This is a genomic window from Scytonema sp. UIC 10036 (genome assembly GCF_009725235.1).
The window spans coordinates 1-23,576 of record NZ_WJFC01000046.1 but is presented as its reverse complement, the minus strand read 5'-3'; the positions used below and the strand labels follow the sequence as shown (position 1 = coordinate 23,576).

Annotated in this window: 20 protein-coding genes; 7 read left to right on the top strand and 13 right to left on the bottom strand. The window is 42.6% G+C overall.

Features of this window, described 5'->3' with window-relative positions; translation table 11 throughout:
- The first annotated feature begins 33 nt into the window (after positions 1-33).
- The 3 genes from F7734_RS22010 to F7734_RS22000 all read left to right on the top strand — a co-directional run bounded on the left by F7734_RS22010 (position 34) and on the right by F7734_RS22000 (position 3,178).
- Positions 34-1,236 (top strand): phosphoglycerate kinase, encoded by a 1,203-nt coding sequence (locus tag F7734_RS22010; RefSeq protein ID WP_166482062.1) that lies wholly within the window; start codon positions 34-36, stop codon positions 1,234-1,236.
- A 97-nt stretch (positions 1,237-1,333) separates the two neighbouring features.
- The gene (locus F7734_RS22005; protein WP_155746664.1) at positions 1,334-1,945 is read left to right on the top strand and encodes an NUDIX hydrolase; all 612 of its coding nucleotides are present in this window, start codon (positions 1,334-1,336) and stop codon (positions 1,943-1,945) included.
- A gap of 471 nt (positions 1,946-2,416) precedes the next feature.
- On the top strand, positions 2,417-3,178 hold the full coding sequence (locus tag F7734_RS22000) for a hypothetical protein (RefSeq protein ID WP_155746663.1): 762 nt from the start codon (positions 2,417-2,419) through the stop codon (positions 3,176-3,178).
- A 135-nt stretch (positions 3,179-3,313) separates the two neighbouring features.
- On the opposite strand, the gene speD is transcribed toward F7734_RS22000, so the two are convergent.
- The 8 genes from speD to F7734_RS66205 all read right to left on the bottom strand — a co-directional run bounded on the left by speD (position 3,314) and on the right by F7734_RS66205 (position 9,381).
- Positions 3,314-3,736, bottom strand: coding sequence for an adenosylmethionine decarboxylase (gene speD, locus F7734_RS21995; protein ID WP_155746662.1), 423 nt, complete (start codon positions 3,734-3,736; stop codon positions 3,314-3,316).
- 296 nt (positions 3,737-4,032) lie between these two features.
- Positions 4,033-5,100 carry a hypothetical protein gene (locus tag F7734_RS63725; protein WP_243147018.1) on the bottom strand — a complete coding sequence of 356 codons (1,068 nt, stop codon included), beginning with the start codon at positions 5,098-5,100 and terminating at the stop codon, positions 4,033-4,035.
- An 8-nt stretch (positions 5,101-5,108) separates the two neighbouring features.
- Positions 5,109-6,233: a serine/threonine-protein kinase gene (locus tag F7734_RS63720; protein WP_243147017.1), complete on the bottom strand. Its 1,125-nt coding sequence runs from the start codon at positions 6,231-6,233 to the stop codon at positions 5,109-5,111.
- Positions 6,234-6,323: 90 nt separating this feature from the next.
- The gene (locus tag F7734_RS21985) at positions 6,324-8,027 is read right to left on the bottom strand and encodes a serine/threonine-protein kinase (RefSeq protein ID WP_155746661.1); all 1,704 of its coding nucleotides are present in this window, start codon (positions 8,025-8,027) and stop codon (positions 6,324-6,326) included.
- Positions 8,028-8,351: 324 nt separating this feature from the next.
- Positions 8,352-8,654: an HNH endonuclease signature motif containing protein gene (locus tag F7734_RS21980; protein WP_155746660.1), complete on the bottom strand. Its 303-nt coding sequence runs from the start codon at positions 8,652-8,654 to the stop codon at positions 8,352-8,354.
- Positions 8,651-8,884, bottom strand: coding sequence for a hypothetical protein (locus F7734_RS21975; protein ID WP_155746659.1), 234 nt, complete (start codon positions 8,882-8,884; stop codon positions 8,651-8,653). Before F7734_RS21975 ends, F7734_RS21980 begins: the two co-directional genes overlap by 4 nt.
- A 114-nt stretch (positions 8,885-8,998) precedes the next feature.
- Positions 8,999-9,163 carry a hypothetical protein gene (locus F7734_RS66210; protein WP_347566258.1) on the bottom strand — a complete coding sequence of 55 codons (165 nt, stop codon included), beginning with the start codon at positions 9,161-9,163 and terminating at the stop codon, positions 8,999-9,001.
- Between the two features lie 29 nt (positions 9,164-9,192).
- Positions 9,193-9,381, bottom strand: coding sequence for a DUF5615 family PIN-like protein (locus tag F7734_RS66205; protein WP_347566257.1), 189 nt, complete (start codon positions 9,379-9,381; stop codon positions 9,193-9,195).
- A gap of 146 nt (positions 9,382-9,527) precedes the next feature.
- Here F7734_RS66205 and F7734_RS21965 point away from each other — a divergent pair, with 146 nt between their 5' ends.
- Entirely contained in the window at positions 9,528-11,033 is a 1,506-nt protein-coding gene (locus F7734_RS21965) for a phenylacetate--CoA ligase family protein (protein ID WP_155746658.1), read from the top strand.
- 340 nt (positions 11,034-11,373) lie between these two features.
- The gene (locus F7734_RS21960) at positions 11,374-11,994 is read left to right on the top strand and encodes a CAP domain-containing protein (RefSeq protein ID WP_155746657.1); all 621 of its coding nucleotides are present in this window, start codon (positions 11,374-11,376) and stop codon (positions 11,992-11,994) included.
- On the opposite strand, the gene hpsU is transcribed toward F7734_RS21960, so the two are convergent.
- The 4 genes from hpsU to F7734_RS21940 form a co-directional block, all read right to left on the bottom strand.
- Entirely contained in the window at positions 11,983-12,555 is a 573-nt protein-coding gene (hpsU, locus tag F7734_RS21955; protein ID WP_155746656.1) for a hormogonium polysaccharide biosynthesis acetyltransferase HpsU, read from the bottom strand. The genes F7734_RS21960 and hpsU overlap by 12 nt on opposite strands.
- Before the next feature lie 110 nt (positions 12,556-12,665).
- Positions 12,666-13,607, bottom strand: coding sequence for a glycosyltransferase family 2 protein (locus F7734_RS21950; protein ID WP_155746655.1), 942 nt, complete (start codon positions 13,605-13,607; stop codon positions 12,666-12,668).
- 12 nt (positions 13,608-13,619) lie between these two features.
- Complete coding sequence (locus tag F7734_RS21945; protein ID WP_155746654.1) at positions 13,620-14,558, bottom strand: glycosyltransferase family 2 protein; 939 nt, start codon at positions 14,556-14,558, stop codon at positions 13,620-13,622.
- A gap of 192 nt (positions 14,559-14,750) precedes the next feature.
- Positions 14,751-15,521: a hypothetical protein gene (locus F7734_RS21940; RefSeq protein ID WP_155746653.1), complete on the bottom strand. Its 771-nt coding sequence runs from the start codon at positions 15,519-15,521 to the stop codon at positions 14,751-14,753.
- Positions 15,522-15,688: 167 nt separating this feature from the next.
- Here F7734_RS21940 and cobU point away from each other — a divergent pair, with 167 nt between their 5' ends.
- Positions 15,689-16,237, top strand: a complete 549-nt coding sequence (cobU, locus tag F7734_RS21935) for a bifunctional adenosylcobinamide kinase/adenosylcobinamide-phosphate guanylyltransferase (RefSeq protein WP_155746652.1) — start codon at positions 15,689-15,691, stop codon at positions 16,235-16,237.
- Positions 16,238-16,374: 137 nt separating this feature from the next.
- Positions 16,375-16,806: a hypothetical protein gene (locus tag F7734_RS21930; protein WP_155746651.1), complete on the top strand. Its 432-nt coding sequence runs from the start codon at positions 16,375-16,377 to the stop codon at positions 16,804-16,806.
- Positions 16,807-17,109: 303 nt separating this feature from the next.
- Here the strand turns inward: F7734_RS21930 and F7734_RS21925 are convergent, their stop codons facing one another.
- The gene (locus tag F7734_RS21925; RefSeq protein WP_243147016.1) at positions 17,110-23,022 is read right to left on the bottom strand and encodes a non-ribosomal peptide synthetase; all 5,913 of its coding nucleotides are present in this window, start codon (positions 23,020-23,022) and stop codon (positions 17,110-17,112) included.
- Positions 23,023-23,576: the final 554 nt, after the last annotated feature.

Here is a 23,576-nt window from a genome sequence, read left to right as displayed (position 1 = left end):
ACATATCAAAAAGGCAATCAGGAGGTTCGTAACGTGTCAAAGAAATCTTTGGCAAATTTGTCTGCAGCAGACTTGTCTGGTAAACGCGCCCTAGTGCGAGTTGACTTTAACGTACCTCTAGATGATGCCGGTAACATCACAGATGATACGCGCATCCGGGCAGCTTTACCAACCATTCAGGATTTGACACAGAAGGGAGCTAAGGTAATTCTAGCAAGTCATTTTGGACGACCCAAGGGTGTCGATGATAAACTTCGCCTAACTCCGGTTGCCAAGCGCCTCTCTGAGTTATTGGGGCAAGAAGTTGTAAAAACTGATGACTCCATCGGCGATGATGTTGCAGCCAAGGTGGCAGGGCTGCAAAACGGTCAAGTTCTCTTACTCGAAAACGTCCGTTTTTACAAGCAAGAGGAACAAAATGACCCTGAATTTGCCCAAAAATTAGCGGCAAATGCAGATTTGTATGTTAATGATGCTTTTGGTACCGCACACCGCGCCCATGCTTCTACTGAAGGTGTCACAAAATACCTATCCCCTTCTGTTGCTGGTTATTTGATTGAAAAAGAATTGCAGTACCTGCAAAACGCGATCGAGAATCCCCAACGTCCTTTGGTGGCTATTATTGGTGGTTCTAAAGTTTCCAGCAAGATTGGCGTGATTGAAGCCCTCCTGGAGAAGTGTGACAAACTGATCCTGGGTGGTGGTATGATATTCACTTTCTTTAAAGCCCGTGGTTTAAGTGTCGGTAAGTCTTTGGTGGAAGAGGACAAGCTAGAATTAGCTAAGTCTTTGGAAGCTAAGGCAAAGGAAAAGGGCGTAACTTTCCTACTTCCTACTGATGTGGTCGTCGCAGATAAATTCGCTGCTGATGCCAACTCACAAACCGTGAGTGTGGAAAATATACCCGATGGTTGGATGGGGTTGGATATTGGTCCCGACTCTGTAAAACTTTTCCAAGATGCCCTTGCTGATTGCAAAACGGTCATTTGGAACGGTCCAATGGGTGTGTTTGAATTTGATAAGTTTGCTGCTGGTACTGAGGCAGTTGCCCAGACTCTTGCCGATATCAGCAAAACAGGCGCTATCACCATTATTGGCGGTGGTGATTCTGTAGCGGCTGTGGAAAAAGTTGGTTTAGCCGACCAAATGAGTCACATCTCCACTGGTGGGGGCGCTAGCTTGGAGTTGCTCGAAGGTAAGGTACTACCCGGTATCGCTGCCTTGGATGAAGCGTAAAATGGGATAATGGTTAGTTGTTAGTGGTTAGTTGTTAGTGGATAGTAGAAAGACTACTAACTACTAACTACTAACTACTAACTACTAACAAAAAATTATGCAGTGGCTTGAATGGGCGCAAAAATTGCAAGCGATCGCTCAAATTGGTCTGACCTATTCTCAAAATCCTTACGACATAGAACGGTTTAAATCAATACAGCTTATTGCAGCTGAAATCGCAGCGACTCATTCAAACGTCGAACATAGCTATATTCTTGATTTATTTACTCGTGAAGTTGGGTACGCAACACCCAAGGTTGACGTGCGCGGAGTTGTGTTTCGCGACAATCAGATATTGTTAGTGAAAGAACGAGAAGACGGTTGTTGGACGTTACCTGGCGGATGGGCTGATGTTGGAGAATCGCCAAGCGAAGCCGTCGTCAAAGAAATCCGAGAAGAATCTGGTTATCTTACCCGTGCTGTCAAACTGCTAGCTGTTTATGACAGGAACAGACACGGACATCCACCCCATCCGAATTACGTCTACAAGCTGTTTTTTCTTTGCGAACTTATAAGTGGTTCTCCATCACCCAGTATTGAAACCGAAGAAGTCGATTTTTTTCCTGAAGATGGCATTCCACAACTGTCTCTTGGGCGCGTGACACCAACTCAAATCGCTCGACTTTTTGAACATTACCGCAATCCAAATTTGCCCACAGACTTTGATTAGATCGACTAAGGAACAGGTGTCACTCACAACTTCCTCACAATTTTCCTTTAGCTTAAAAACTGAACGGCACCAAACTGAGCAAAAGTACTTAAGTAGGTCGGCAAGAAAAAACACGGTTTTGTAACTAAATGTAAAGTATCTAACTTCCGTTCGTAGTTTCGCTTTAGCGTGCTCAGCGCAACTACGAACCACTAAGGATTATTTGTGTTATTTATGGCGACTGACTTAAAAAACTTTTGTATAGGTTTTCTGTTATTTAACGCTCACGCTTTAAAAGGGTGTCGCTCCAATACTGCAAGGGCTGAGAGAAATTGTAGGTTGGGTAGAGCGTAAGCGAAACCCAACAAATGCTGATAGATGTTGGGTTTCGTTCCTCAACCCAACCTACCTTGAATTTGTGTTTTTAGCAAAACCTACGTAGTATTGGGTGTCGCTCTACGTATCTAAAGGAAAAATTAAGGAGACAGGATTATGAAAATCTATCACTTAAGAACATTTCAAGATTATGAAACTCATATAATTCATGCTTTAAGCCCAAAAGGGTTCCTCTTCATTACAAATTCAAAAACTGAACAGGACAAAATTCTTAGACAACTCGCGCATGAAGAGACACAAAATAATTTAGGTTCTTGGTTTTCTCATGCGATCGCAACCCTGCATTGCCCCAAAGAAACACTCAGCTTGGCTCAAGTGTTTCCCGAGAATGGAAACACTTGTCCCGTCCTCTCAGAAGCTGAAATTATGTGTTTCTTTCAACAGCTACAAGCTAACTTCTCCCTAAGTGCAATTAAATTTAACAACACGTGCCTCAGCTATATATCCTGGTTAAATTGCGATTCGTTAACTGCAGATGAATTAATTCTTAAAGTTCAACAATTTGTAGCAGCAGCACAAACATTAAAATACATTGCCGAAAGACAAACAACATCCTTGTTAGGAATTAACCATAGCAATGAAGAATATTTAATATTTAGCAGCTTATGTCTTGTCTTTAACGATCCAGGTCATTTCAAAGCACTCTTACCTACTGTCGAATCCATTAAATTTGGAAATAACTCTCTTCCAGAGTTTCTCTTTTCTGGCTTAAAATTCTTGTTAACCAATATCTATAAAGGTTCTCTTTTCTTCGATAAAGTAGTCTATAGTTCGTTTGATAATCAGATCGCTAGCTCTCAATTAATTCGAGGTGCAGGGCATTTTGGGTGTTCTCTTGATGAACTTGCTCTAAAATAACTTGTCACCTTATCACCTCGTTCCCGGTTCTGCTGGGAACGAGAGGACGAGAAAGCATCAACTGAGCGGTGATATTTCTGATTTGCTAACAGCATCCTTCAACAAGTCGGGCATCTTGCAAGCCCTAATTACAAATTATTGAATAACCAAACTGTCCTCAAGTCGTTTTTGGATTTCAGGCGATAACTTCCCTCTGGGAAGTGTTAAGAGGGTATGACTGCTGGCTTGGAAAGCGAGCACAAGGTATTTGCAGGCTTTCTCCGGTTCGGCATATTCACCGCAGGTAAAAATATCCACAGCTATATAACCATATTCCGGCCAAGTATGTATTGAGATGTGAGACTCAGCTAAAAGTGCTAGACCAGTAACTCCATAAGGCTCGAAATGGTGAGTCACCTCAGAAAGCAAAGTGGACTTTGCCACTTTAGCTGCTTCCTCAAGAGCCTGTTTAATAAAAACAGGATTGTCGAGTAAGTATGTTGGACAGTCGTAAAGCTCTAAAATGCAGTGTCTGCCAACTGGAACCAAAGGTGTGTCCCCCACCAGGTAAGATTGCATTTCCAAATTTCCACCCTTAAAACACAAAAGACTACAGAATAATGAACTCCTGGCATTAAATACATACAGCGCTTTGCATCTGAATGAGGTACACCCCCCTTTCATCCCCCCGATGCTTTGGGGGGACAGAGGGGGGTAATTTTTGTACCTCACCAAGTTGAAATCTGCTGTATTTCGCTACTTTACAGTAAATAATTGTACTTAAGAGGCTGCCGTGCATAACTGCACAGAACGGCAATTATGGCACACCTATAGTGTCTTTGTGTATACTTTTTTTTTGCTTATCATTTTTGATTTTAGATATTTGATGGAGTAGGGGTAGGTGTTTCTGTAGGTATTGGTGTAGGTGTTTCTGTAGGTGTTTCTGTAGGTATTGGTGTAGGTGTTTCTGTTGATGTCGGAGTGAGTGTAGGTGTTTCTGTTGGCACTGGTGTAGGTGTTTCTGTGGGTGTCGGAGTGGGCGTTGGTGTTTCTATTGGTGTTGGTGTAGGAGTGATCGTTGGCTTGGGAGTTTCTGTAGTTGCTGTAATGGTTAACGTGTAATCTAAAGCGTCTCTTGAAGCTGTAGAGACAACCACAAATTCATAAAATCCGCTCTCGTTCAGTTTGAGAGATAAATTCCGTTTTTGTGAATCTTCTAAAATTTTAAGCTTGCCACTGGGAGAGTAGACGGAAAGCAAAATTTTGAGGCTCGCACTCAATCTGACTTCCATCAGCTGCTCTTTCCGAAGCTCTGCTATAAAAACTTGACCTTCACCTGGTTTTAAAGTTCCCTGTCTTCTGGTACTGGTAGTTCCTGTTTCAAATGAAATTTTTCTAAAAGCACTTCCAGCTAAGATAGCATTGAGTTTATCAGTCACAAATCCATGCCATATTTGCCCGATAGGTTGAGCGAGAAAATTCTTACCTCGCTGTTGTGGAAAATATCTAAAGAATGCCGCATCTCCTAAATCAAATAAAGAACGGCTACCAACATTTACTTGATTGACTTGCACTTTCCAGCGATCGCGATCTGCCGATGTAAAACTACCCAACTGCCTGCGTGAACCAGAACTCAACACAGAAATTTTTGATAAAGTGTCATCTGCAATAGCGTCCCAATCCGCTCTCAATTGTAAATCATCTGGAGAATCTGTCAGTGTGCGGTTGCGTAAATTCGGTTTTTTTTCCCAAAACAATTGATTGACGACATCGTTTAAAAATTGGACATCGATCCCCAATTGCTGTCGGCGTTCCTCAAGTCTTGCTTTGCGCTGTCGTTCTTCTGGGGGTAACTTGGGATCGTCTGATGACAGAATTCCATCACCAGAAGAGTTGATTAACTGACTCACTCCCCAAAAACCTACACCAGCCGTTATAGTCAATACTGCGGCTATGACGATGATTTTAGCTGGTGTCCACCAACTTTTGGCGGGAGTGGGCGATACGGGGAGGGGAGGGGGAGAGGGGGGGAAGGGGGAAGAGGAGGGGATATAGCTATGGTTTGTTCTGTGCGTTGTGGAGGTGTTGGTGGAGGAGAAGGAGGTGATGGTGGCGAAACCACAGGAACTGGGTTAAGTGCTTGGAGGACTTGAGCCGCACTTTGGAAACGGACTCCTGGTGTTGGAGACAGCATTTTATCCAAAATCATCCCTAAAGAAGGGGTGATGTTCGCGAACAACCGCCACTGCCAAGCCAAACTTTGCGTATCAATTAATTCTTGTGGTTGTTTGCCTGTCAATAAAACGAGAATCGTTGCTGCTAAAGCGTACAAATCGCTGTGCGGTTCAACTAACCCTGTCTGCATCTGTTCGGGGGGAGAATACCCAGCCTTACCCAGAAGCGTGGGTGGCACGGGAGATACCACAGCCTCAGGTTGATAATATTGTGATTCAACAGCCGCAGCCACTTGCTTAACACCACCAAAGTCAATTAAAACTGGTAGTTGGTCAATTTGGCGAAGCATTAAATTGTCTGGAGAAATATCGCGGTGAATAACTCCTATAGAATGGATGTACTGTATAACTGGCAAAATTTGCTCCAACAGCAAACGGGTTTCTGCTTCTGAAAATCGCGAACCTTGCTGTTTTCTGGCATCTAATAAAGATCCGTAAGTTCGCCCTTCTACATAATCTTGTACGAGAAATAAGTATTCCTTCCCGTTAATATTATTGCGGAATAATTCTCGAAAGCGGGGTATCTGAGGATGTTGCAACTTATAGAGAACTGTGGCTTCCCGTTGAAAGAGTTCTTCCGCTTTTTGTAAAACGTATGGTGTTTGAACTTGAGGCGAAAATTCTTTTAAAACACAAAGTTCGTTAAAACGATTACTATCCTCAGCCAAATACGTGCGCCCAAATCCTCCTTGCCCAAGTTGACGCACTATAAAATATCGATTGCCCAAAGTTTGCCCCGGTTGAATACCAGCAAGATTTACCTGGTTATCCAATTTTTCGCCGCAATGAAGACAAAAGCGACTACCTGTGGGATTTTCATGTCCTTTGGAGCAATAAACCATAACAGTGTTAGTTGTTAGTTGTTAGTTGTTAGTTGTTAGTTGTTAGTAGGGGGAAACGACTAACTACTAACCACTAACCACTAACCTCTCTTAGTTTGCAGATTCTAGTTTACTCACTCGATCGGCAGCTAGAGCATACCAAATTTGACCATATGTTTGGGTTTCGAGTTTCTCACTTCCACGGCGCAACCCTGGAAATAATCTATCAAATTTTTTATTTGTATCTTTGGTGAGTTGTTCGATAGTATAATCTCCTAATTGTCCTGATTCTGCTTGTTTCCTCCAAGTTTGGTAATCTGTACCACTGTACCTTCCTAGTTTGTTCCTAGCTCTGGTGCTCAGTTCTGCTCTTTCTAACTTATCTAGCAAGTCTTCGGCAATACGATACCAGTTATTTCTTAAAGCAGCATCTTCTGGATTATTTGTTAAAACGCGTCCTTGTGCTTCAGGATGTTTGGTATAAAAAAGTTTATCTATAGTTGGAGTAAAATAGGCATCTGGAATTTCTAGTTGCTGGCGACGACTCACGATCGCATTTATCCGGTTTCCTTCATTATTGGTTGAGGGATTGGTAGCTGGGTTGGAACCATCGGGTAATTTTGGTAAAGAAATGCTTGGTATAGTAATAGATGATACTGTAGCAATAACAGCATTCACTAGCGCCCAAGTTCCTGCAAAGGTTAACAGAACAACACTTGTCCCTACAAGGCTGAAAGCAAAGGGGCGAAGCCAAGCAGGTAATGGGAGTGTTTGGGCAATGGCTTGAGTTCTATTATGAAGATTGGTAACAATAGTTCTGATGGGTTTTCTTCCCGGTGCTACAACCATTGTTTTGATTTTGGTCGTTTGATGGGGGCTTGTTGGTTTCACAGGAGCATATAGTTGTAGATTTTTGAGAACTTCGTCAGCTTTTTGGTAGCGATCGCTTGGTTTGTAGGCAAGCATTATTTTTAACACTGCTTCCAGTTTTGGACTAACTTGAATGTCTGTTCCCCAGCGCCAAGTTCCTCCATAAGTATCGTAAAGTTGCTGCGGTTCTTTACCTGTTAATAATACGAGTGCAGTCACTGCTAAAGAGTATAAGTCACTACAAGGATAGGCTTTGCCCTGACGTAACTGTTCTTCTGGAGCATATCCTTTTTTACCTAAGATAGTGCGATTGCCACTGAGCTGAGTAAACCAAAAACCTTTAGAAGCTGGTAATTGTTTAACGCCACCAAAATCAATCAACACTGGCATGCGATCGCTACGCCGCAAAATCAAATTATCAGGAGAAATATCGCGGTGAATCACATTGCGAGAATGAATGTAAGATAATACAGGTAGAAGTTGTTGCAGAAGTTTGACAACTTCTTCTTCACTAAAGCTTTGCCCCTGTTCGTAACGCTCTTGTAACAGATCCCAATAATTATCACCCTCTATATAGTCTTGCACCAGTAGGAAAAAATCTTTGTTACCAACCTTCACTTGCAGCGATTCATGAAAACGCGGAATCTGAGGATGCTGTAGTTGTTTCAAAACACTCGCTTCTCGTTCAAAAAGCTCTTTTGCTTTCTGTAAATCCTGCTGTTCTTCAACTTGGGGTGCAAATTCCTTCAGCACGCACTGTTGTGGAGACTGCTTTAAATCCTCAGCTACGTAGGTGCGCCCAAAACCACCTTCCCCTAAATGTCGTATAATTCGATACCGATTGTCCACAACCTGTTCTGGTGCAAGAGGCAATGGTTCTCCGCACTGAGTGCAAAAGCGGTTACCCTCTTTATTGGCGTGATTTTTGCTGCAATAGACGTGCATGGTGCTGAAGGATGAATCAAAGATTTTTATAGATGGCTACAAGGCGATAAGCTCCTTTTACGCATATTACTCCCTTCTCACCCAAAGATTACCTATTTAAATAAACCGCACTCGACGCAAAGAGCAAGGGAGAAAAAAGAACATACAAGCGGTAATCTTATAGCACCGGAGAGAGTAGCTTTTCTTCTTCTACTTTTTTCAGCCATTAAATCTGTAGCCATACAAAAAGCTGGGGAGTGTTAGAAATGAAGATAGAACAACCATAATGGTAGATTACCATTGTTGTAAGCTTCTGCCCCCCTGCTTGACTATTTGACTAGTGTACTAACGCTCTAGGTTTTTTGACCAAGTGAAATGCTCAGACCACACTTGAGTCCTGGGATTAAACAGAGGTACTATGGCTTGAGTTTTTGGATCGATTCCTGCTAAAAAATTGTAGCGACGTTTATTGCAGCGCCGACAAGCCAAAGCTAAATTATCAAAACCATCCAAACCACCAAGAGACTTTGGTATTATATGGTCTACTGTAAACCTTGTTGTACAAATACGTTCTGGAGAGTGGCAATACTCACACAGATAATTGGCTCGTCTTCGCACAAACTCTCTGCTAGCATCATCAATAGTCATCGCTGAGCTACCAACATCGCGTTTATATGGGTGAAAATCCTGTCCATCTCTCCGATTTCCTCAAGTTCAATCACCTCTTCAGGAGTCAGTAAATCAGCTTTTTTGCGTTCTAGAAGTTCTTCCATCCGTGCTTGTAGTTCATTATTAAATTTAAAGAGGTGAAAGTTATCCACCTTTTCCATTCTGATACTGCCAAGTAAGGATGAGGGTCTGTAGATGACGGTTGTCATACTAAATGCGATGAAATTTGCAAGATATACTTTTATTGTAATGGTTATGCGAATCTCTTGCAAATGCCATACTTAGCAATTGCTCCTACAAATTGTTGAATAAAGTTTCAGTTATCAATTTTTGTTTTCTGGTTCAATTGTTCGGTACTCTTGAATATTTCCATTTTTGATAATCCATAGTTGTCCTGTCACATCTGCAGCTTCCAATCCAGTGATTAACGTCTCTATTGCTTCACACCAATCACTAAAGTTAGAACGGGGAGATAACCGAATGACCACGATTCCTGCATAGTTTTAAGGATTATATTTCAGGCGATTTCCAAATCCTCTGTCGCAGGTAACCAATATCCTCCTTCATCACGGCAGACATCAATTAACTCCTCATCTGGTGCTGAAGTTAGTCCTTGTTCTCTTACTGTTGTGACATCATGCCCTGCTAAACGCAGTCTAGTAACAACCCGCAAATTACCAAGATTTTCATCCAGTTTGATATTCACTTTTTGACTTCCTTCGATCGCGCATTCCGGGAAAAGCTCAAAACTCTTTGCCTGCAGTATAATTCAAAAATTGCGAGATATGCTTTTATTGTAATGGTGGAACCATTAAATCTGTAGCTATACAAAAAGTGGGGGGAGTGTTGGAAATGAAGGTAGAACAACAGCAACGTGCTATTACAGCATTTCAAAAGTTTTTAACTACACCCTTAGACTCCCTCCTACAGCAACATATCAACACGGATGCATTCACAGCAGCCTTGGCATTATTTCACGATATAGCTAGTAATGTCCCTGCTTACAAAGATTTCTTGGCACAACACGCGATAAATCCTGATGAGTACCAAATTGCTGAGGATTTCCAAAGACTTCCGGAACTGACAAAACAAAATTACTTGCAGCGTTACTCTTTAGCTAACTTATGCCGTTACGGACAGCTAGAAACGTGCGATATGGTGGCTGTCTCCTCTGGTTCTACAGGAAAACCTACATTTTGGCCTCGATTTTTCTCTGATGAGATGCAAATTGCGACGCGTTTTGAGCAAGTGTTTCATGATAGTTTTTCCGCAGATACTAAATCCACTCTCGCTGTCATTTGTTTCACTCTGGGAACTTGGGTTGGTGGTATGTTTACAGCCAATTGCTGTCGTTATCTAGCGAGCAAAGGTTATCCTATTACTGTGATTACTCCTGGTAATAATAAAGAAGAGATTTTTCGAGTTGTGCAGGAACTGGGTTCAGCTTTTGAGCAAGTTGTTCTGTTGGGGTACCCACCATTTTTAAAAGATATTATTGACACTGGTATAGCTCGTGGGATTGAGTGGCAGCGATATCAGGTAAAGTTGGTTATGGCAGGCGAGGTATTTAGTGAGGAATGGCGCAGCTTAGTTGGCGATCGCCTCGGTTCCCGTAATTTCTGCTATGATTCGGCATCACTCTATGGTACAGCTGATGCAGGCGTGTTGGGCAATGAGACACCTTTAAGTATTTGTATTCGGCGTTTTTTGGCAAACAATCCAGAAGCAGCACGCGCTTTATTTGGTGAATCGCGCTTACCGACACTAGTACAATACGATCCCATCAGTCGCTTTTTTGAAGTCAAAGATGGCGCGTTGTTATTTTCAGGAAACAACGGTATCCCTCTGGTTCGTTATAATATATTGGATAATGGAGGTATAGTTCCTTACGATGCTATGCTCCAGTTTTTAGCAAAATGGGGCTTCGATCCTGTGATGGAGCTTCAAAGAAATGGCGGCAGAGGAATTCGTTCGCTACCGTTTGTTTATGTCTTCGGACGCTCAAACTTTACGGTTTCATATTTCGGAGCAAATATTTATCCAGAAAACGTCACTGTAGGATTGGAGCAAGCCGTCATTAGAGAATGGGTGACGGGTAAATTTGTGTTGCAGGTGAAAGAAGATGCAGATAAAAATCGATACTTATCTGTAGTTGTGGAATTAGCACCAGGTATAGAAGAAAGTGAAGATAAAAAACAAGCGATCGCATTTTCTATTCTCGAACAGCTAAAACGCCTCAATAGCGAATTTGCTAACTACGTACCTCAAGAATACCAAATGCCGCAAGTTGCTTTAGCACCATTTGGTGACCCTGAATATTTTCCTGTAGGAGTTAAGCATCGATATACTAGAAAATAGGAAAGTGTTAATACACTTCATCATAAGAACCAATATCAACAGTAGTTTTTTGAAAGCTCGCTTGAACGAAGATGCGAAAACTATCGTTCTCACTTACTGCCTCAACTCAGAAATTATCTGCTCAACTGTTTCTCGGAATACTTTACCTGCGTGATACTTTGCCTGTGCTTGAGCAATATTAGTAGCAATTTCTGAGCGTCGCTAGTGATGTTAGTTATCAGTTGATTTTTCCTGATTGTATCTATTAGATAGGAGTCCTATTTGATAGGTAAAAATTGTTAAACGCAAAGACACAAAGAGCGCGAAGGAAAGAGAGAAGAGAGAATTTTACAAATGATTTATGATTGCAATAGAGGGAAAAATTCAGAGGAGAAATTTGTTGTCGAAATTCCATAAAAAATACAAGCGCAAAAGCTGGAGAACCCAAATAATTTCAGTTGTAGGATTAACACTTGCATTTTTAACTACAGGTTGTGAGGAGGCTGTAGAGTATTTGCCTCCTTTACCTAAAATTGAAGTGCCATCTAGCAAACCTCGAAAACCTCCTGTTCTCGCCCAAACTTCTGCAACAGCTAATATAGAAGCAGCAGTTAGGCAAGATATTAATAAAGTTCGTGTTAAATACGGGCTGAAACCTTTGCAAAACAATGAAAAACTAGCAGAAGTTGCTCGAAGGTACAGTCGCCAGATGGCTAAGAAAAACTTTTTTAGCCATACTGGATCTGACGGAAGTACTCTTTCCCAAAGAGCACAATCGGGAGGAATTATCTACTGGGTGGTAGGTGAAAATTTATTCAAAAGTACAAATATTCCCCAACCTGTACCAGTGGCAGTGGATGGTTGGATGAAAAGCCCCGGACACCGTGAGAATATTTTACGTCCAATTTTTAGAGAGACTGGGGTCGGAGTTTGGAAAATTGGCAGTACTTACTACATTACGCAGTTATTTTTACGAGGTTAACTCACATTTTCTCTCATAACGAGCTACACAGGGGCTTCCCCAGCAAACTTGTGCAGAGGGAATGTTGCTAAAAACACTGCTACGAGCACCAATAACAGCATTAGACCCAATTGTAACTCCCGGTCCGACAAAGCAATCTGTAGCTATCCATGCTCCATTGCCAACGGTAATACTTGCTGTTTTTAAGCCAAAAGCTGGATCTCGAAGATCGTGGTTTCCAGTACACAGGTAACTTTTTTGGGAGATGACGCAGTGCTCTCCTATGCGGATACAGTCAAGACTGTAGAAAACTACGTCATCTCCAATCCAACTGTAGTCACCAATAGTGACTTTCCACGGATAGGTGAAACGAGCAGTTGGTCGAATAAGGACTCCTTGACCTATACGAGCACCAAATAAGCGCAGTAAAGCACAGCGCAAACCGTTTAGGGGGTGAGGGGTGAGCGGAAAGGCGATCGCTTGTACAAACCACCATAATAAAATATACCAACCGGGTCGCCCTCGGTCAAACCAAGATTGGTCGTATTTGCGTAAATCTACGAAAGGTTTGTCATTTGTCATTCGTTAGTTGTTAGTTGTTCGTTGTTATTTGTTAGTTGTTAGTTGTTGGTTGTTAGTTGTTGGTTGGAATTGCCACTAACCACTAACCACTAACCACTAACCACTAACTTTTATATTACTGTTTGCCCTATTTCTTTAGATAAGGAGGGGGGCTGTGCAGTGGGTTGCGATGAGGTATTTAAGCGCCCATTGTGTTGGCGTAATTCGTAAAGTTTGACGCCAATTTGATATTCATACTGACTTAATAACCGTCCGTAAATGTACCCTGCTCTGCCATCTAGGAACCCACGTTGAATAATGTAGAATAAAACAAATCGTAACAACGGTTTAAAGGGCAATCTTACCCACAATTTTTTCAAGAAGCGCTTGCGTTGCACGGCATCTCCAAAGAGACTTGCACCAATAGTACCGTTGTCATCTTTGCCTGTGAGCAAATTGTGATAAACACGGGCTTCCCAATTAGAATAACGGTTGTGCCGCTCTATCCAATGGAATAGGTCGCGGAAGTCTTCGTGTATCATATCATGTTTAAGGTATCCTACTTTTCCATCCAAAATAACGTGTTCGTGAACTTCGTTATCGCCTGTATTGGGAATATCTTCAGTGTTGAGGTTTTCGTAACGACCGCTTTTGTGCTTGAACAAACGCAAATTCCAATCGGGGTATTTGCCTCCATGACGAATCCATGTTCCTAAGAAATAAACTCGACGGTTGAGGTAATAACCATTGAATTCAGAATTTTCAATGGCTTGGGCAATTTCATCCCATAATTCGTCTGGAATGCGTTCGTCACAATCAACAATTAGCACCCATTCGTTGCTAAATGGAAGGTTTTCTAAAGACCAATTTTTCTTTTTTGGCCAGCGTCCGTTGAAGTGAAATTGTACAACATTTGCACCATAACTTTGAGCTATTTCGACACTTTTATCACTACTTTGGGAATCGACAACAAAAACTTCATCTGCTCTTTGAACACTGGTCAGACAAGCAGGTAAATTGGCTTGTTCGTTTTTTGCTGGAATAAGTACAGAGACTGGTATTTTGGAAGACATAATAACTAAGCTTTATTTGTTATCTTTTTTGGATGTAAGTAGAAGACCCTTAATAGCAGCGTTTAAATAACCAATTTGACCATAAGTATAGACAAGTTTATCAAAGCGTTCTGCAGGGTCTGAAAAATGCTGCAATGATTTGTACAAACCTCGCAAGAATCGCTCGCTACCACGCAGCAATTGACCTATACCAGCTTTGCCAATTAGGTTTTCCCGGTAGCAATCGCTGATTCCTTGCCACCAGCCTCGATTTAGGAACCAAGAGCGCTGAAGGCGTTCGGGAGCAACGTTATGAGCTACAAGAGCATCAGGAAGATAAGCAACTTGCATCCCTCGCTCAAGAGCAAGTTCGGTCACGTGCAATTCTTCTTGCGATAGTAAATTAGTACCAACTCGACCGAGATTTGTATCAAAACCTCCTATTTCTTGCAAAAAACTACGGCGTATAGAGTAATTCAAGCCCCTGGGGGTTGCTCCTGGGTCTTTGATGTAGACTACGCTATTGCCTAGATCGTATGCTCCTAAGTTAGCGGCTAATCCTGTAGATAGCCAACTTGGAGGTTGCGTTCCTTGGGGCCACAGTAAGGTAACTTTGCCGCCTGCAATTGCTAAGTTAGGGTTGTCTTGATACGCTGTGTACAAAACTTGCAGCCAGCGCGAGCTCGCTTCTGCATCGTCATCCAGGTACGCTAAAATTTCTCCACTAGCTACTTGAGCGCCAGTGTTGCGGGCAACGGAAAGTCCCAAAACTGGTTCAAAAACATACTTGAGCCGGGGATCGTGGTTTCTTTGTTCCGTAATTTCACGGGTGCGATCGCTCGACCCATTATCCACAACTATGACTTCAAAGTCTCCAGCAAAGTCTTGTGCCAAAAGACTATCTATGGCAGCCCCTAAGTATTTTTCGCGGTTGTGAGTACAAATAATGGCAGAAATTGGTATTTGTGGCATATTTAGTCATCAGTTATTAGCGATCGGTGATGGGTTATCAGTTATCAGTTATGACTGATAACTCTTCACTGATTACTGTTTTAGCCTACTCTGGAGCTAATCTATACCAAAGATTTCCATATCACCAACCGAGTTTTTTCGGAGAAAACAAAAGAATTTTTGATTTTTTGTCCAACTACGAGAATTCTTAACTTACGGTGTTTGAATGTGACCGTGCAAAATCACGAGAGTTTCTGCCAGTCGTGCAAGACGGGTTTCTAAATATTGCTTGCGTCCCAGGAGTTGGCGCAGTTTTTGGTAACGTGCGATCGCTACACTGACACTAGCAACTTGTTCTTGCGGACACGGGCGCGACCACACTCTACCTGAGGTATCCAAGCCACACAAACGATACCCAGCACGAGATGATTGACAGGCAACATTACCGTCAGATGTACAAATTTCTTCTACATAATCCATGAGGCGATCGACTTCTGCATGGCGCAATGTTGCAGTTCCTCCTTGTTGCGATTGGCGTTCGCGAGACTCCAACCAACCATTGACAATCGGTCCCTCTAAGTAAATATCTTGAATTTGCTTAACAATTATTTGTAATTCTGATTGCCAAGAAGCAACAGTCTCTTGGATTTCTAGCAATATATTCATTGCTAATCCTGGATTAGCTGCATTTCGGTGGCTGGAAAAGTTAGGAGTTTTTAATTTTGGGAGACTGGGTGCTTTGCAACCGCTTTCTTGCGCGGGAAACGTCTGCACGGAATTATCATGAGGGGGTAAATCCTCCTCTGGTGGAGTAGTTAACTCGTTTTCAGATGGTACCTCAGTATTAGAAGCTGTTTCTGATGTCCCAATGCTAATCCGAAACGATAGAGGTTTCTTGGTGGAAGTCTCTGGTTCGGTGGAGGCGGTATTGCGAGTCCCCAAATCGTGTAAAGTTGCTTCTATGCGTTTTACTCCTGTTCTCATATGAATATCTCTAGAAAGGATAAAGGATGAATGATTCAGGATAAAGTTGTAAAATAAATTACATTTATTCACTTTACACTTTCTCCTTGAAATCGTGCCAGTCTTTATATTTAAAGTTATTAGGCTACAAAATGCCAGTCTCGAAATGAAAAATTTGGTAAATAGCTTTGAGTAAAATTATTTTAGTAACCGGACCGACACGTTCTGGTAAAAGTGAATGGGCAGAAACTTTGGCAGTACAGTCAAACAAAGCAGTTGTCTACATAGCAACGGCAACTCTTGATTCAAATGATGAAGAGTGGATGCAACGCGTTCAACAGCACCAACAACGGCGTCCCCACGATTGGGTGACATTGGAGGTGCCAGAGGAATTATCAGCTGCACTTGCTGAGGCTAAACCAAATACGTGCCTTTTGGTAGATGCTTTAGGAACTTGGGTTGCCAATCTTTTAGAACAAGATGATTGCAACTGGCAAAATACCGTTCAAGAGTTTTTAGACACCGTGCAGCTTGTTGCTGCCGATCTGATTTTTGTCGCTGAGGAAACGGGTTGGGGTGTAGTGCCTGCCTATTCTGCGGGGAGAACGTTTCGCGATCGCTTGGGTTCTTTGGTACGTCAGTTAGGTGGGATTGCTGATACTGTTTATTTGGTCACTGGGGGCTATGCTCTTAATCTCAACATACTTGGTTCTCCAATATCAGGTTCGGGAGGATGAGGGAGTAACGAACACAATTGACTAATGACAGATGACTCATAACTAATGAATCATTTCTAATTAATTAGAAACTATTCTTAATTGTTTATTCAAGATTCGCAACTGAAAAGCCCAGATACAAACTGTAAAATTGTTATATGGCATCAACAAACGACGTTAAACAGTATTTAGCTTACTGGTTTCAGCTAGGCAAAAGGGTTGTTATTGACAACGGCGCTGCAACCTTGCAGCTGAGAGAAGTTGTTAATGGCAATCGGTACAGTGATGAATTTGAAGAGTGTTGGGAGCGAATTACTTCGCCAGATGCAGGAGACTGTTATCTGGAAGGTACTCACGAAACAATAGCACAATTGCTGTCACCTGCTTGGGAAGTGGCTCCTTGTGCTCGTTGCAATATGCCAATACCCGCAAGGAATATGGGTATGCCGCCTCTGCTATGCCCTTGCTTTGATTTAGCTGGCTGGCCTAATACTGAACTGCCGCCGCCTCGATGTCCGGTTGATAGCCAGGAGGAATTAAGAGCGATTCGCGATCGGCTTTTGGGAAGTCTATCATCGAGAAGTTCATGACCAGCAGAGTTTGTTTGAGATTTTGGTAAAAGCAGCAAGCAGTGGATACAGTATTGAGAATACAGCAAAAATACTCAAAAATATTCCCACCTCAAATGATATTAGATATCACCCAATACTTGTCGGTTAAGCTAAAAATTCAAATTTAAGGTAGGTTGGGTTGAGGAACGAAACCCAACATTTATCGGCATTTGTTGGGTAACGCTTGTGCTCAACCCAACCTACAATTCTCTCAGCCCTTGCAGTATTGCACCAGAGCTAACTTTTAGTAGCCATTAGCCATTAGCTATTAGCCATTAGCTATTAGCCATTAGCCAATAAAAATTGCGCTTCTTCATCTGATAAATTATCCAATTCAGCTAACAAAGAATTTATTTCATCATCCTTTATTGTCTCAGCTTGAATTTGGAGAATAAATTCAGCTAAATCAGCAATTCTTGGCGTTTCAAAAAAGCGGCTCAAAGGCATTTCTATACCGAAAGCTTGGCGCGAGCGGGATATTGCTTGTGTAACCAATAGTGAATGCCCGCCTAGTTCAAAGAAGTTATCGTAAATGCTAACTTGTTCTATACCCAGAACTTGCGACCAAATCTCAGCAAGAGCTTCCTCTGTAGAAGTTCGGGGTGCAACAAAGTTGTTACGAGCGCTAAAATGAGATGCATCTGGAGCAGGTAATTCACGCCGATTTACTTTTCCATTCGGGTACAATGGCATCTTATCCAAGATGACAAAAGCAGATGGCACCATATGCTCTGGTAGACACTCTTTTAAAAAACTTCGCAATTCATTTGAGTTTAAGGCATTTGAATCGGGATTGAGAACAACATACGCAACCAACCGTTTGTCCCCAGGAACATCCTCTCTAGCCATGACTAATGTTTGTTGTACTGCTGGATGTTGGCTGAGCGATGCTTCAACTTCTCCCAATTCAATACGGAAACCGCGAATTTTGACTTGGTAATCAATTCTACCCAAAAATTCAATATTTCCATCTGACAAGTAACGTGCTAAATCTCCAGTTTTGTAAAGTTTTGCTCCTGTTTCATGACTCCATGAGTTGGGAATAAACTTTTCTTGTGTCAGTTCGGGACGGTTGAGATAACCTGTCGCCAAACCAATCCCGCCTATGTGCAACTCTCCTACATGACCAACAGGCACGGGCTGTAAATTTGCGTCTAAGATATAGGTCTGCACGTTAGGAATTGGACGACCAATGGGAACATTAGTGTTTTGTACACCGGGCTGACTCAGCCAAGCCGTAACATCGATAGACGCTTCTGTAGGACCGTAGCAATTTACCAAAAGATTGCCTAAATTTAAACGCTCGTGAAAGCGATCCATCAACTCTACTGATAGAACTTCACCACCAGTAGTGACGTGTCTGAGGCTTCGACACTGTTCAAATTTCTTTTCCTCTAACAACGCATTCATTATAGATGGCACTAAGCCAATAACGGTGATTTGTCGCTCAATAATCTCATTCACCAAATAACCCGTATCTTTGTGTCCGTGAGGACGAGCCATCACCAACTGAGCACCAAATGATAAGGGCCAGAATATTTGCCACACTGAGGGGTCAAAGCTCAAAGAATAGGTTTGTAAGACTTTATCTTGTGCAGTCAGTCTAAACGTTTCTTGCCGCCAGTGGAGCATATTACTGATTCCACGGTGAGGAATCATGACACCTTTGGGTTTTCCTGTAGAACCAGAGGTGTAGATGATGTACAGCAAAGAATCAGCTCTTATCTGACAGTCAGGGTTTTGTTGGCTATACCCACTTATGAGTTCCCAATCTGAATCCAAACAAACCAATTGCGCTTCATGAGTTGGTAAACTTTCAATACACTTTTTGTGAGTCAGTATGACTGGTACTTGGGTATCTTCTATGAGGAAGGTTAATCGGTCTTTTGGATACTCTGGATCGAGAGGTACATAAGCCCCACCAGCCTTCAGAATTCCCAACTGCCCTACGACTACCTCTAAAGAACGTTCCATACAAATGCCAACTAAGACACCTGGTTCGACACCCAGAGTTTTCAGGTAGTGGGCTAATTGGTTGGCGCGATTGTTCAACTCTTGATATGTCAATTGCTCATTCTCGAACACAGCTGCCACGGCATTTGGACTGCGCTTGACTTGCTCTTCAAACAATTCATGAATGCACCGTTGCGGATAATCTACTTGAGTATTATTCCACTCACTTAACAATTGGTGTTCGGCGGATGTGAGCATTGGCAATTGACCAACTACTTGCTCTGGAAAAGCAACAATTGCTTCTAGTAATGTCTGAAAATGCCCGTTCAGGCGCTCGATAGTGCCGACGTCAAACAAGTCGGTGTTGTATTCCCATATTCCTCGCAATCCCTGTTCGGTTTCTTCAATTGACAAAGCCAAATCTAATTGGGATGCTAAGCTATCTATTTCTACAGGAGTCACAGTCAATCCAGGCAACTCTAATGTTTGTCTGGGTGTGTTTTGTAAGACAAACATCACTTGGAACAGGGGATGGTACGAGAGCGATCGCTCTGGTTGCAACTCTTGAACAAGTTTTTCAAAGGGTAAGTCTTGATTGGCGTAAGCGGACATCGCCGTCAATCTTACCTTTTGCAATAATTCCCGAAAACTGAGATTACCAGACAGGTTGCTGCGGAAAACCAATGTATTGACAAAAAATCCTATTAATCCTTCTGTCTCGGCATGATTTCGCCCTGCAATGGGAGAACCAACCAAAATGTCTTCCTGACCGCTATAACGGTACAGCAAAGTTTGGAATGCTGCTAGCAATGTCATAAACAGCGTCACACCCTCTTGCCGTGACAGTGCTTGTACGGATGTAAATAAATCTTTAGGTATGAGAAAAGACTGCTTTGCACCTCGGTAAGTTTGTACGGGTGGTCGCGGTCTATCTGTAGGTAATTCCAAAACTGGGTTTGCACCTGCTATTTGCTGTCGCCAATAGTTCAGTTGGCTTTTCAGCACCTCACCACAGAGCCATTGACGTTGCCAATTTGCATAGTCGGCATACTGGATGGGTAATTCTGGTAGTGGATTGGGCAAACCATTAACGAATACTTGGTAAAGAGTTGTCAATTGCTCAAATACAATGCTCTTTGACCAACCATCTGTGGCGATATGGTGCATCACCAGCAATAAAATATGCTCTTGTGGCGATCGCACTATCAAGCAACCACGCAACATCAAATCTGATGTGAGGTCGAAAGGACGCTGTACTTCATCTTGAAGTAACTGTTGTACAACAGGGGAATTTTCAGTTTCCGAAGCAGCCTTGAGGTCGTAAATTTTCAGTTCTACGGCTCTTGGTTCGCGAATAACCTGTACTGGATTGCCATCTTCTGCAACAAAGTTGGTTCGCAAAACTTCGTGATGGGTAACAATTGCGTCTAAGGACTGTTGCAACACACTTACGTTTAAGTCACCTTGCAACCGCAAAACTTCGGGAATGTGATAAGCGGCGTTATTCGGCTCTAGTTGTTCCAAAAACCACAGTCTAGCTTGTGCAAAGGATAAAGGAGATGACTGTCGGTTGGTGGTTCGAGTTATGGTTTGATATTCTTTGTTTCCTTGGCTCTGCTTTAAGGCGATCGCACTTGCTAAACTCGCGATTGTTGGTGTCTCAAATAACGACTGTAACGGAATTTCTACACCAAAGGTTTGGCGCACCCGACCAATGACTTGCATTGCTTGCAGGGAATGTCCTCCCAATTCAAAGAAGTTATCTTGGATACCAATGCAGTCCAATCTGAGGATTTGCGACCAAATTCCTGCTAGGTCTTCTTCTACCTGATTTCGGGGTGCTACAAAAACTCCTTCAATATCGGGTCTGCTTGTATCTGGTGCAGGTAGTGCCCATCTATTGACCTTGCCGTTTGCTGTCAGGGGTAGCTTATCCAGTAACATGAAGACTGATGGCACCATAAATTCTGGTAACTGCTGCTTTAAGAAGTTTCGCAGTTCGGTGATTGTTGGTGGCTGCTCTCGATTGAGAACAACATAAGCGACCAAACGCTTTTCGCCTAGAATGTCCTCTCGGCATAAAACAACATTCTCTCTCACGCCGGGGTGTTGTCCCAGTACAGACTGAATTTCTCCAAGTTCGACCCGTATCCCGCGAATCTTAACTTGGTGGTCGAGGCGTCCCAGAATTTCTAAAGAACCATCTAGACGGTAGCGTCCGCGATCGCCTGTATAGTAAAGTAGGTCTTGCTTATCATTACGATCGGGGTTTTGCACAAACCGCTTTTGATATTCTTCCGGAGCATTGACGTAACCTAAAGTGCGGAATGGTGTACGCAGAACAATTTCACCCGATTCACCAATACCGCACAATGTATGGTTCTCTCCCAACACCAATGCTTGAGTTTCAGGCAGTGGTAATCCTACTGGCTGAACGCCTGGTGAAGGATCGACAGGCACTTGATAGAAACATTTTGCCAGAGTTGTTTCTGTTGGCCCATAAAGATTGACAATTTCTCTCGATAGAGGAAAAAATTTACGCCACTGACGCACGAGAGTATCTGTCAGAGGTTCTCCTGCGAAGAACACCCATCGTAAAGAAGGCAAGGATACTGCTTGCGGAACCCCGACCAACCACGATTGGGCAAGTGCTGGAACGGTATGCAGTATAGAGATCCGCTCGCGTTCTAACCAGGTGATAATGCGATCTGGTCTGAGGTCATAACTGTCTTGCAGCAGACAAAGAGTTGCTCCACTGGTTAAGGGCAAGAAAATGTCTCTCAGTACAACATCAAACGATAGACCTGTTAATTGAGCGCTACGATCTTGAGGTGTGATGGCAAATGTTTGTCTCTGCCAACTGAGAAAGTGGCTCAGCCCTTTGTGACAACCCAAAACTCCCTTAGGAGTGCCGGTGGTTCCAGAAGTAAAGAAAATGTAAGCAGCATCGTCAGGATCGAGTTCGGGGAGATTGACTGTTTCTAAGTTTGAAAAAGCTTCGCTATCCAGTAATAGCCCTTTGTCTGAGTCTACCGAAGTGACATCAACAGACACAATCTCCTGCATCCAGCTATCTTCAGGTCGCCGAGCGCCAACGTACAGTATGTGCTTTGCTTTTGCAGCCTCAAGCATGAGCTGTTGGCGATTGCGAGGAAGGTTGCTATCGAGAGTTAGCAGGACTCCTCTACTTAAAAGGACGCCGAGCATACTGGCAATCAGCCCAAAACTTTTTAACCCGCAAACAGCTACCGTATCTCCGGGCTTGATGTTGTGAGATAGCAGAAATTTTGCGATCGCATTTGCATGACGAGCTAATTCTCCGTAAGTCCAAGAACAATCGCCCTGACAAATAGCGAACTGTTCTGGAGTCAGGTTAGCCCGCGATGCGAACATATCAGTGACTAGCTCATACCGTGGTTCGGGTAGAACTGCACTTGGATCGGGAAGTAAAGGACGGGTTTCTGGCGTCACCAGAGAATAGGAATTAATCGGTTTGTTTGTATCGGCAACAATTTGTTCAAGCAAATATTGGTATTGATTCAGAATGCAATTGATGCGTTCTGGCGAAAATAAAGAGCACTGGTATACCAGTTGTAATTTTAGTTCTTTCTCCTGCTCTTCTACTAATAAGGTCAAATCTAATTTTGATGTCAGGCTATCTAAATCCTCAGGTGTAATGGTTTGCCCTGGGAATTCCAATGTTTGCTCGGATGTGTTTTGTAAAGCAAACATGACTTGGAACAACGGATGATATGAAGGCGATCGCTCTATCTGCAGTTCTTCTACAAGTTTTTCAAACGGTAAGCCTTGGTTAGCTCTTGCTTCTAAAACAACCAAACGCACTTTTTGTAATAAATCCCGAAAACTGGGATTGCCAGACATATTGGTTCGCAACACCAAAGTACTAGCTTTTGCCTCCATGAGGTGGCGATCGTCTGCCATGATGGGACATCCAACTAAGATGTCTTCTTGCCGACTATATCGATACAGAAGAGTTTGGAAAGCTGCTAATAATGTGGAGAAAACGGTTATACCCTCTTGTTGCGATACTACATACAGCGCTTGTAACAAAGTTCGATTAAGTATAAAAGACTGCTTTATTACTTCCCGTCTTTGCACTGAAGGTCGTGGCTTATCTGTAGGTAATTCCAACACTAAGCTAGCATTTGCTAGTTGTTGTTTCCAGTAATTTAATTGTTTGTCTGATTCAATACTTGACGAAGCGGATAAATTTTTATTCATAGGGAGCATAATCCTACGTGCTTAGAAACGACTAGCGTAATGTTTAAAAACTTAGTGAGTTTTCAGAATTTTCTCAGTACCCCCGGTCTTCTTTCAGTGTGGACTTTGAGAAAACTCCTTCAGACTAATACCGTTTCTTTATGAAAACGCAATTATTTTTCCCCGCCTCCGGTATCCCCCGATGCCTTGGGGGAACTACACAAGGGTTTTATAAGGCGCATCTTCATACGGAATTGGTATAAGCCGTAATTATTTTCCTCTTTAAAAGATTTAGTATTTCCCCTGGTTTCTCTAATGCTTGCAAAGACCCATATTTAACAAATACCAAAAAAAGTGTAAAGTTACCATTGAAATAGTGATTGTCATTATGAAATTATTGTGTAGCAAGATAATTAATTAAAAACAACGCAAAAAGACATATCTATCAGAGGTTGTTTGAAAAGTGGTTGGTTGTGATTTTAATCACAATATTACCCCCTTAATCCCCACGCGTGAAAGGGTGGAAATAAGAGAAATTCAGTTCCCTCCCCTTTCTAAGGGGAGGGTTAGGGTGG

What these genes read in the sequence shown, in the direction of transcription:
- F7734_RS22005 (WP_155746664.1), top strand. Translation starts at nt 1,334, where the DNA reads ATGCAGTGGCTTGAATGGGCGCAAAAATTGCAAGCGATCGCTCAAATT.
- F7734_RS22000 (WP_155746663.1), top strand. Translation starts at nt 2,417, where the DNA reads ATGAAAATCTATCACTTAAGAACATTTCAAGATTATGAAACTCATATA.
- speD (WP_155746662.1), bottom strand. Translation starts at nt 3,736, where the DNA reads ATGCAATCTTACCTGGTGGGGGACACACCTTTGGTTCCAGTTGGCAGA.
- F7734_RS63720 (WP_243147017.1), bottom strand. Translation starts at nt 6,233, where the DNA reads ATGGTTTATTGCTCCAAAGGACATGAAAATCCCACAGGTAGTCGCTTT.
- F7734_RS21985 (WP_155746661.1), bottom strand. Translation starts at nt 8,027, where the DNA reads ATGCACGTCTATTGCAGCAAAAATCACGCCAATAAAGAGGGTAACCGC.
- F7734_RS21980 (WP_155746660.1), bottom strand. Translation starts at nt 8,654, where the DNA reads ATGACTATTGATGATGCTAGCAGAGAGTTTGTGCGAAGACGAGCCAAT.
- F7734_RS21975 (WP_155746659.1), bottom strand. Translation starts at nt 8,884, where the DNA reads ATGACAACCGTCATCTACAGACCCTCATCCTTACTTGGCAGTATCAGA.
- F7734_RS21965 (WP_155746658.1), top strand. Translation starts at nt 9,528, where the DNA reads ATGAAGGTAGAACAACAGCAACGTGCTATTACAGCATTTCAAAAGTTT.
- F7734_RS21960 (WP_155746657.1), top strand. Translation starts at nt 11,374, where the DNA reads ATGATTGCAATAGAGGGAAAAATTCAGAGGAGAAATTTGTTGTCGAAA.
- hpsU (WP_155746656.1), bottom strand. Translation starts at nt 12,555, where the DNA reads ATGACAAATGACAAACCTTTCGTAGATTTACGCAAATACGACCAATCT.
- F7734_RS21950 (WP_155746655.1), bottom strand. Translation starts at nt 13,607, where the DNA reads ATGTCTTCCAAAATACCAGTCTCTGTACTTATTCCAGCAAAAAACGAA.
- F7734_RS21945 (WP_155746654.1), bottom strand. Translation starts at nt 14,558, where the DNA reads ATGCCACAAATACCAATTTCTGCCATTATTTGTACTCACAACCGCGAA.
- F7734_RS21940 (WP_155746653.1), bottom strand. Translation starts at nt 15,521, where the DNA reads ATGAGAACAGGAGTAAAACGCATAGAAGCAACTTTACACGATTTGGGG.
- F7734_RS21930 (WP_155746651.1), top strand. Translation starts at nt 16,375, where the DNA reads ATGGCATCAACAAACGACGTTAAACAGTATTTAGCTTACTGGTTTCAG.
- F7734_RS21925 (WP_243147016.1), bottom strand. Translation starts at nt 23,022, where the DNA reads ATGAATAAAAATTTATCCGCTTCGTCAAGTATTGAATCAGACAAACAA.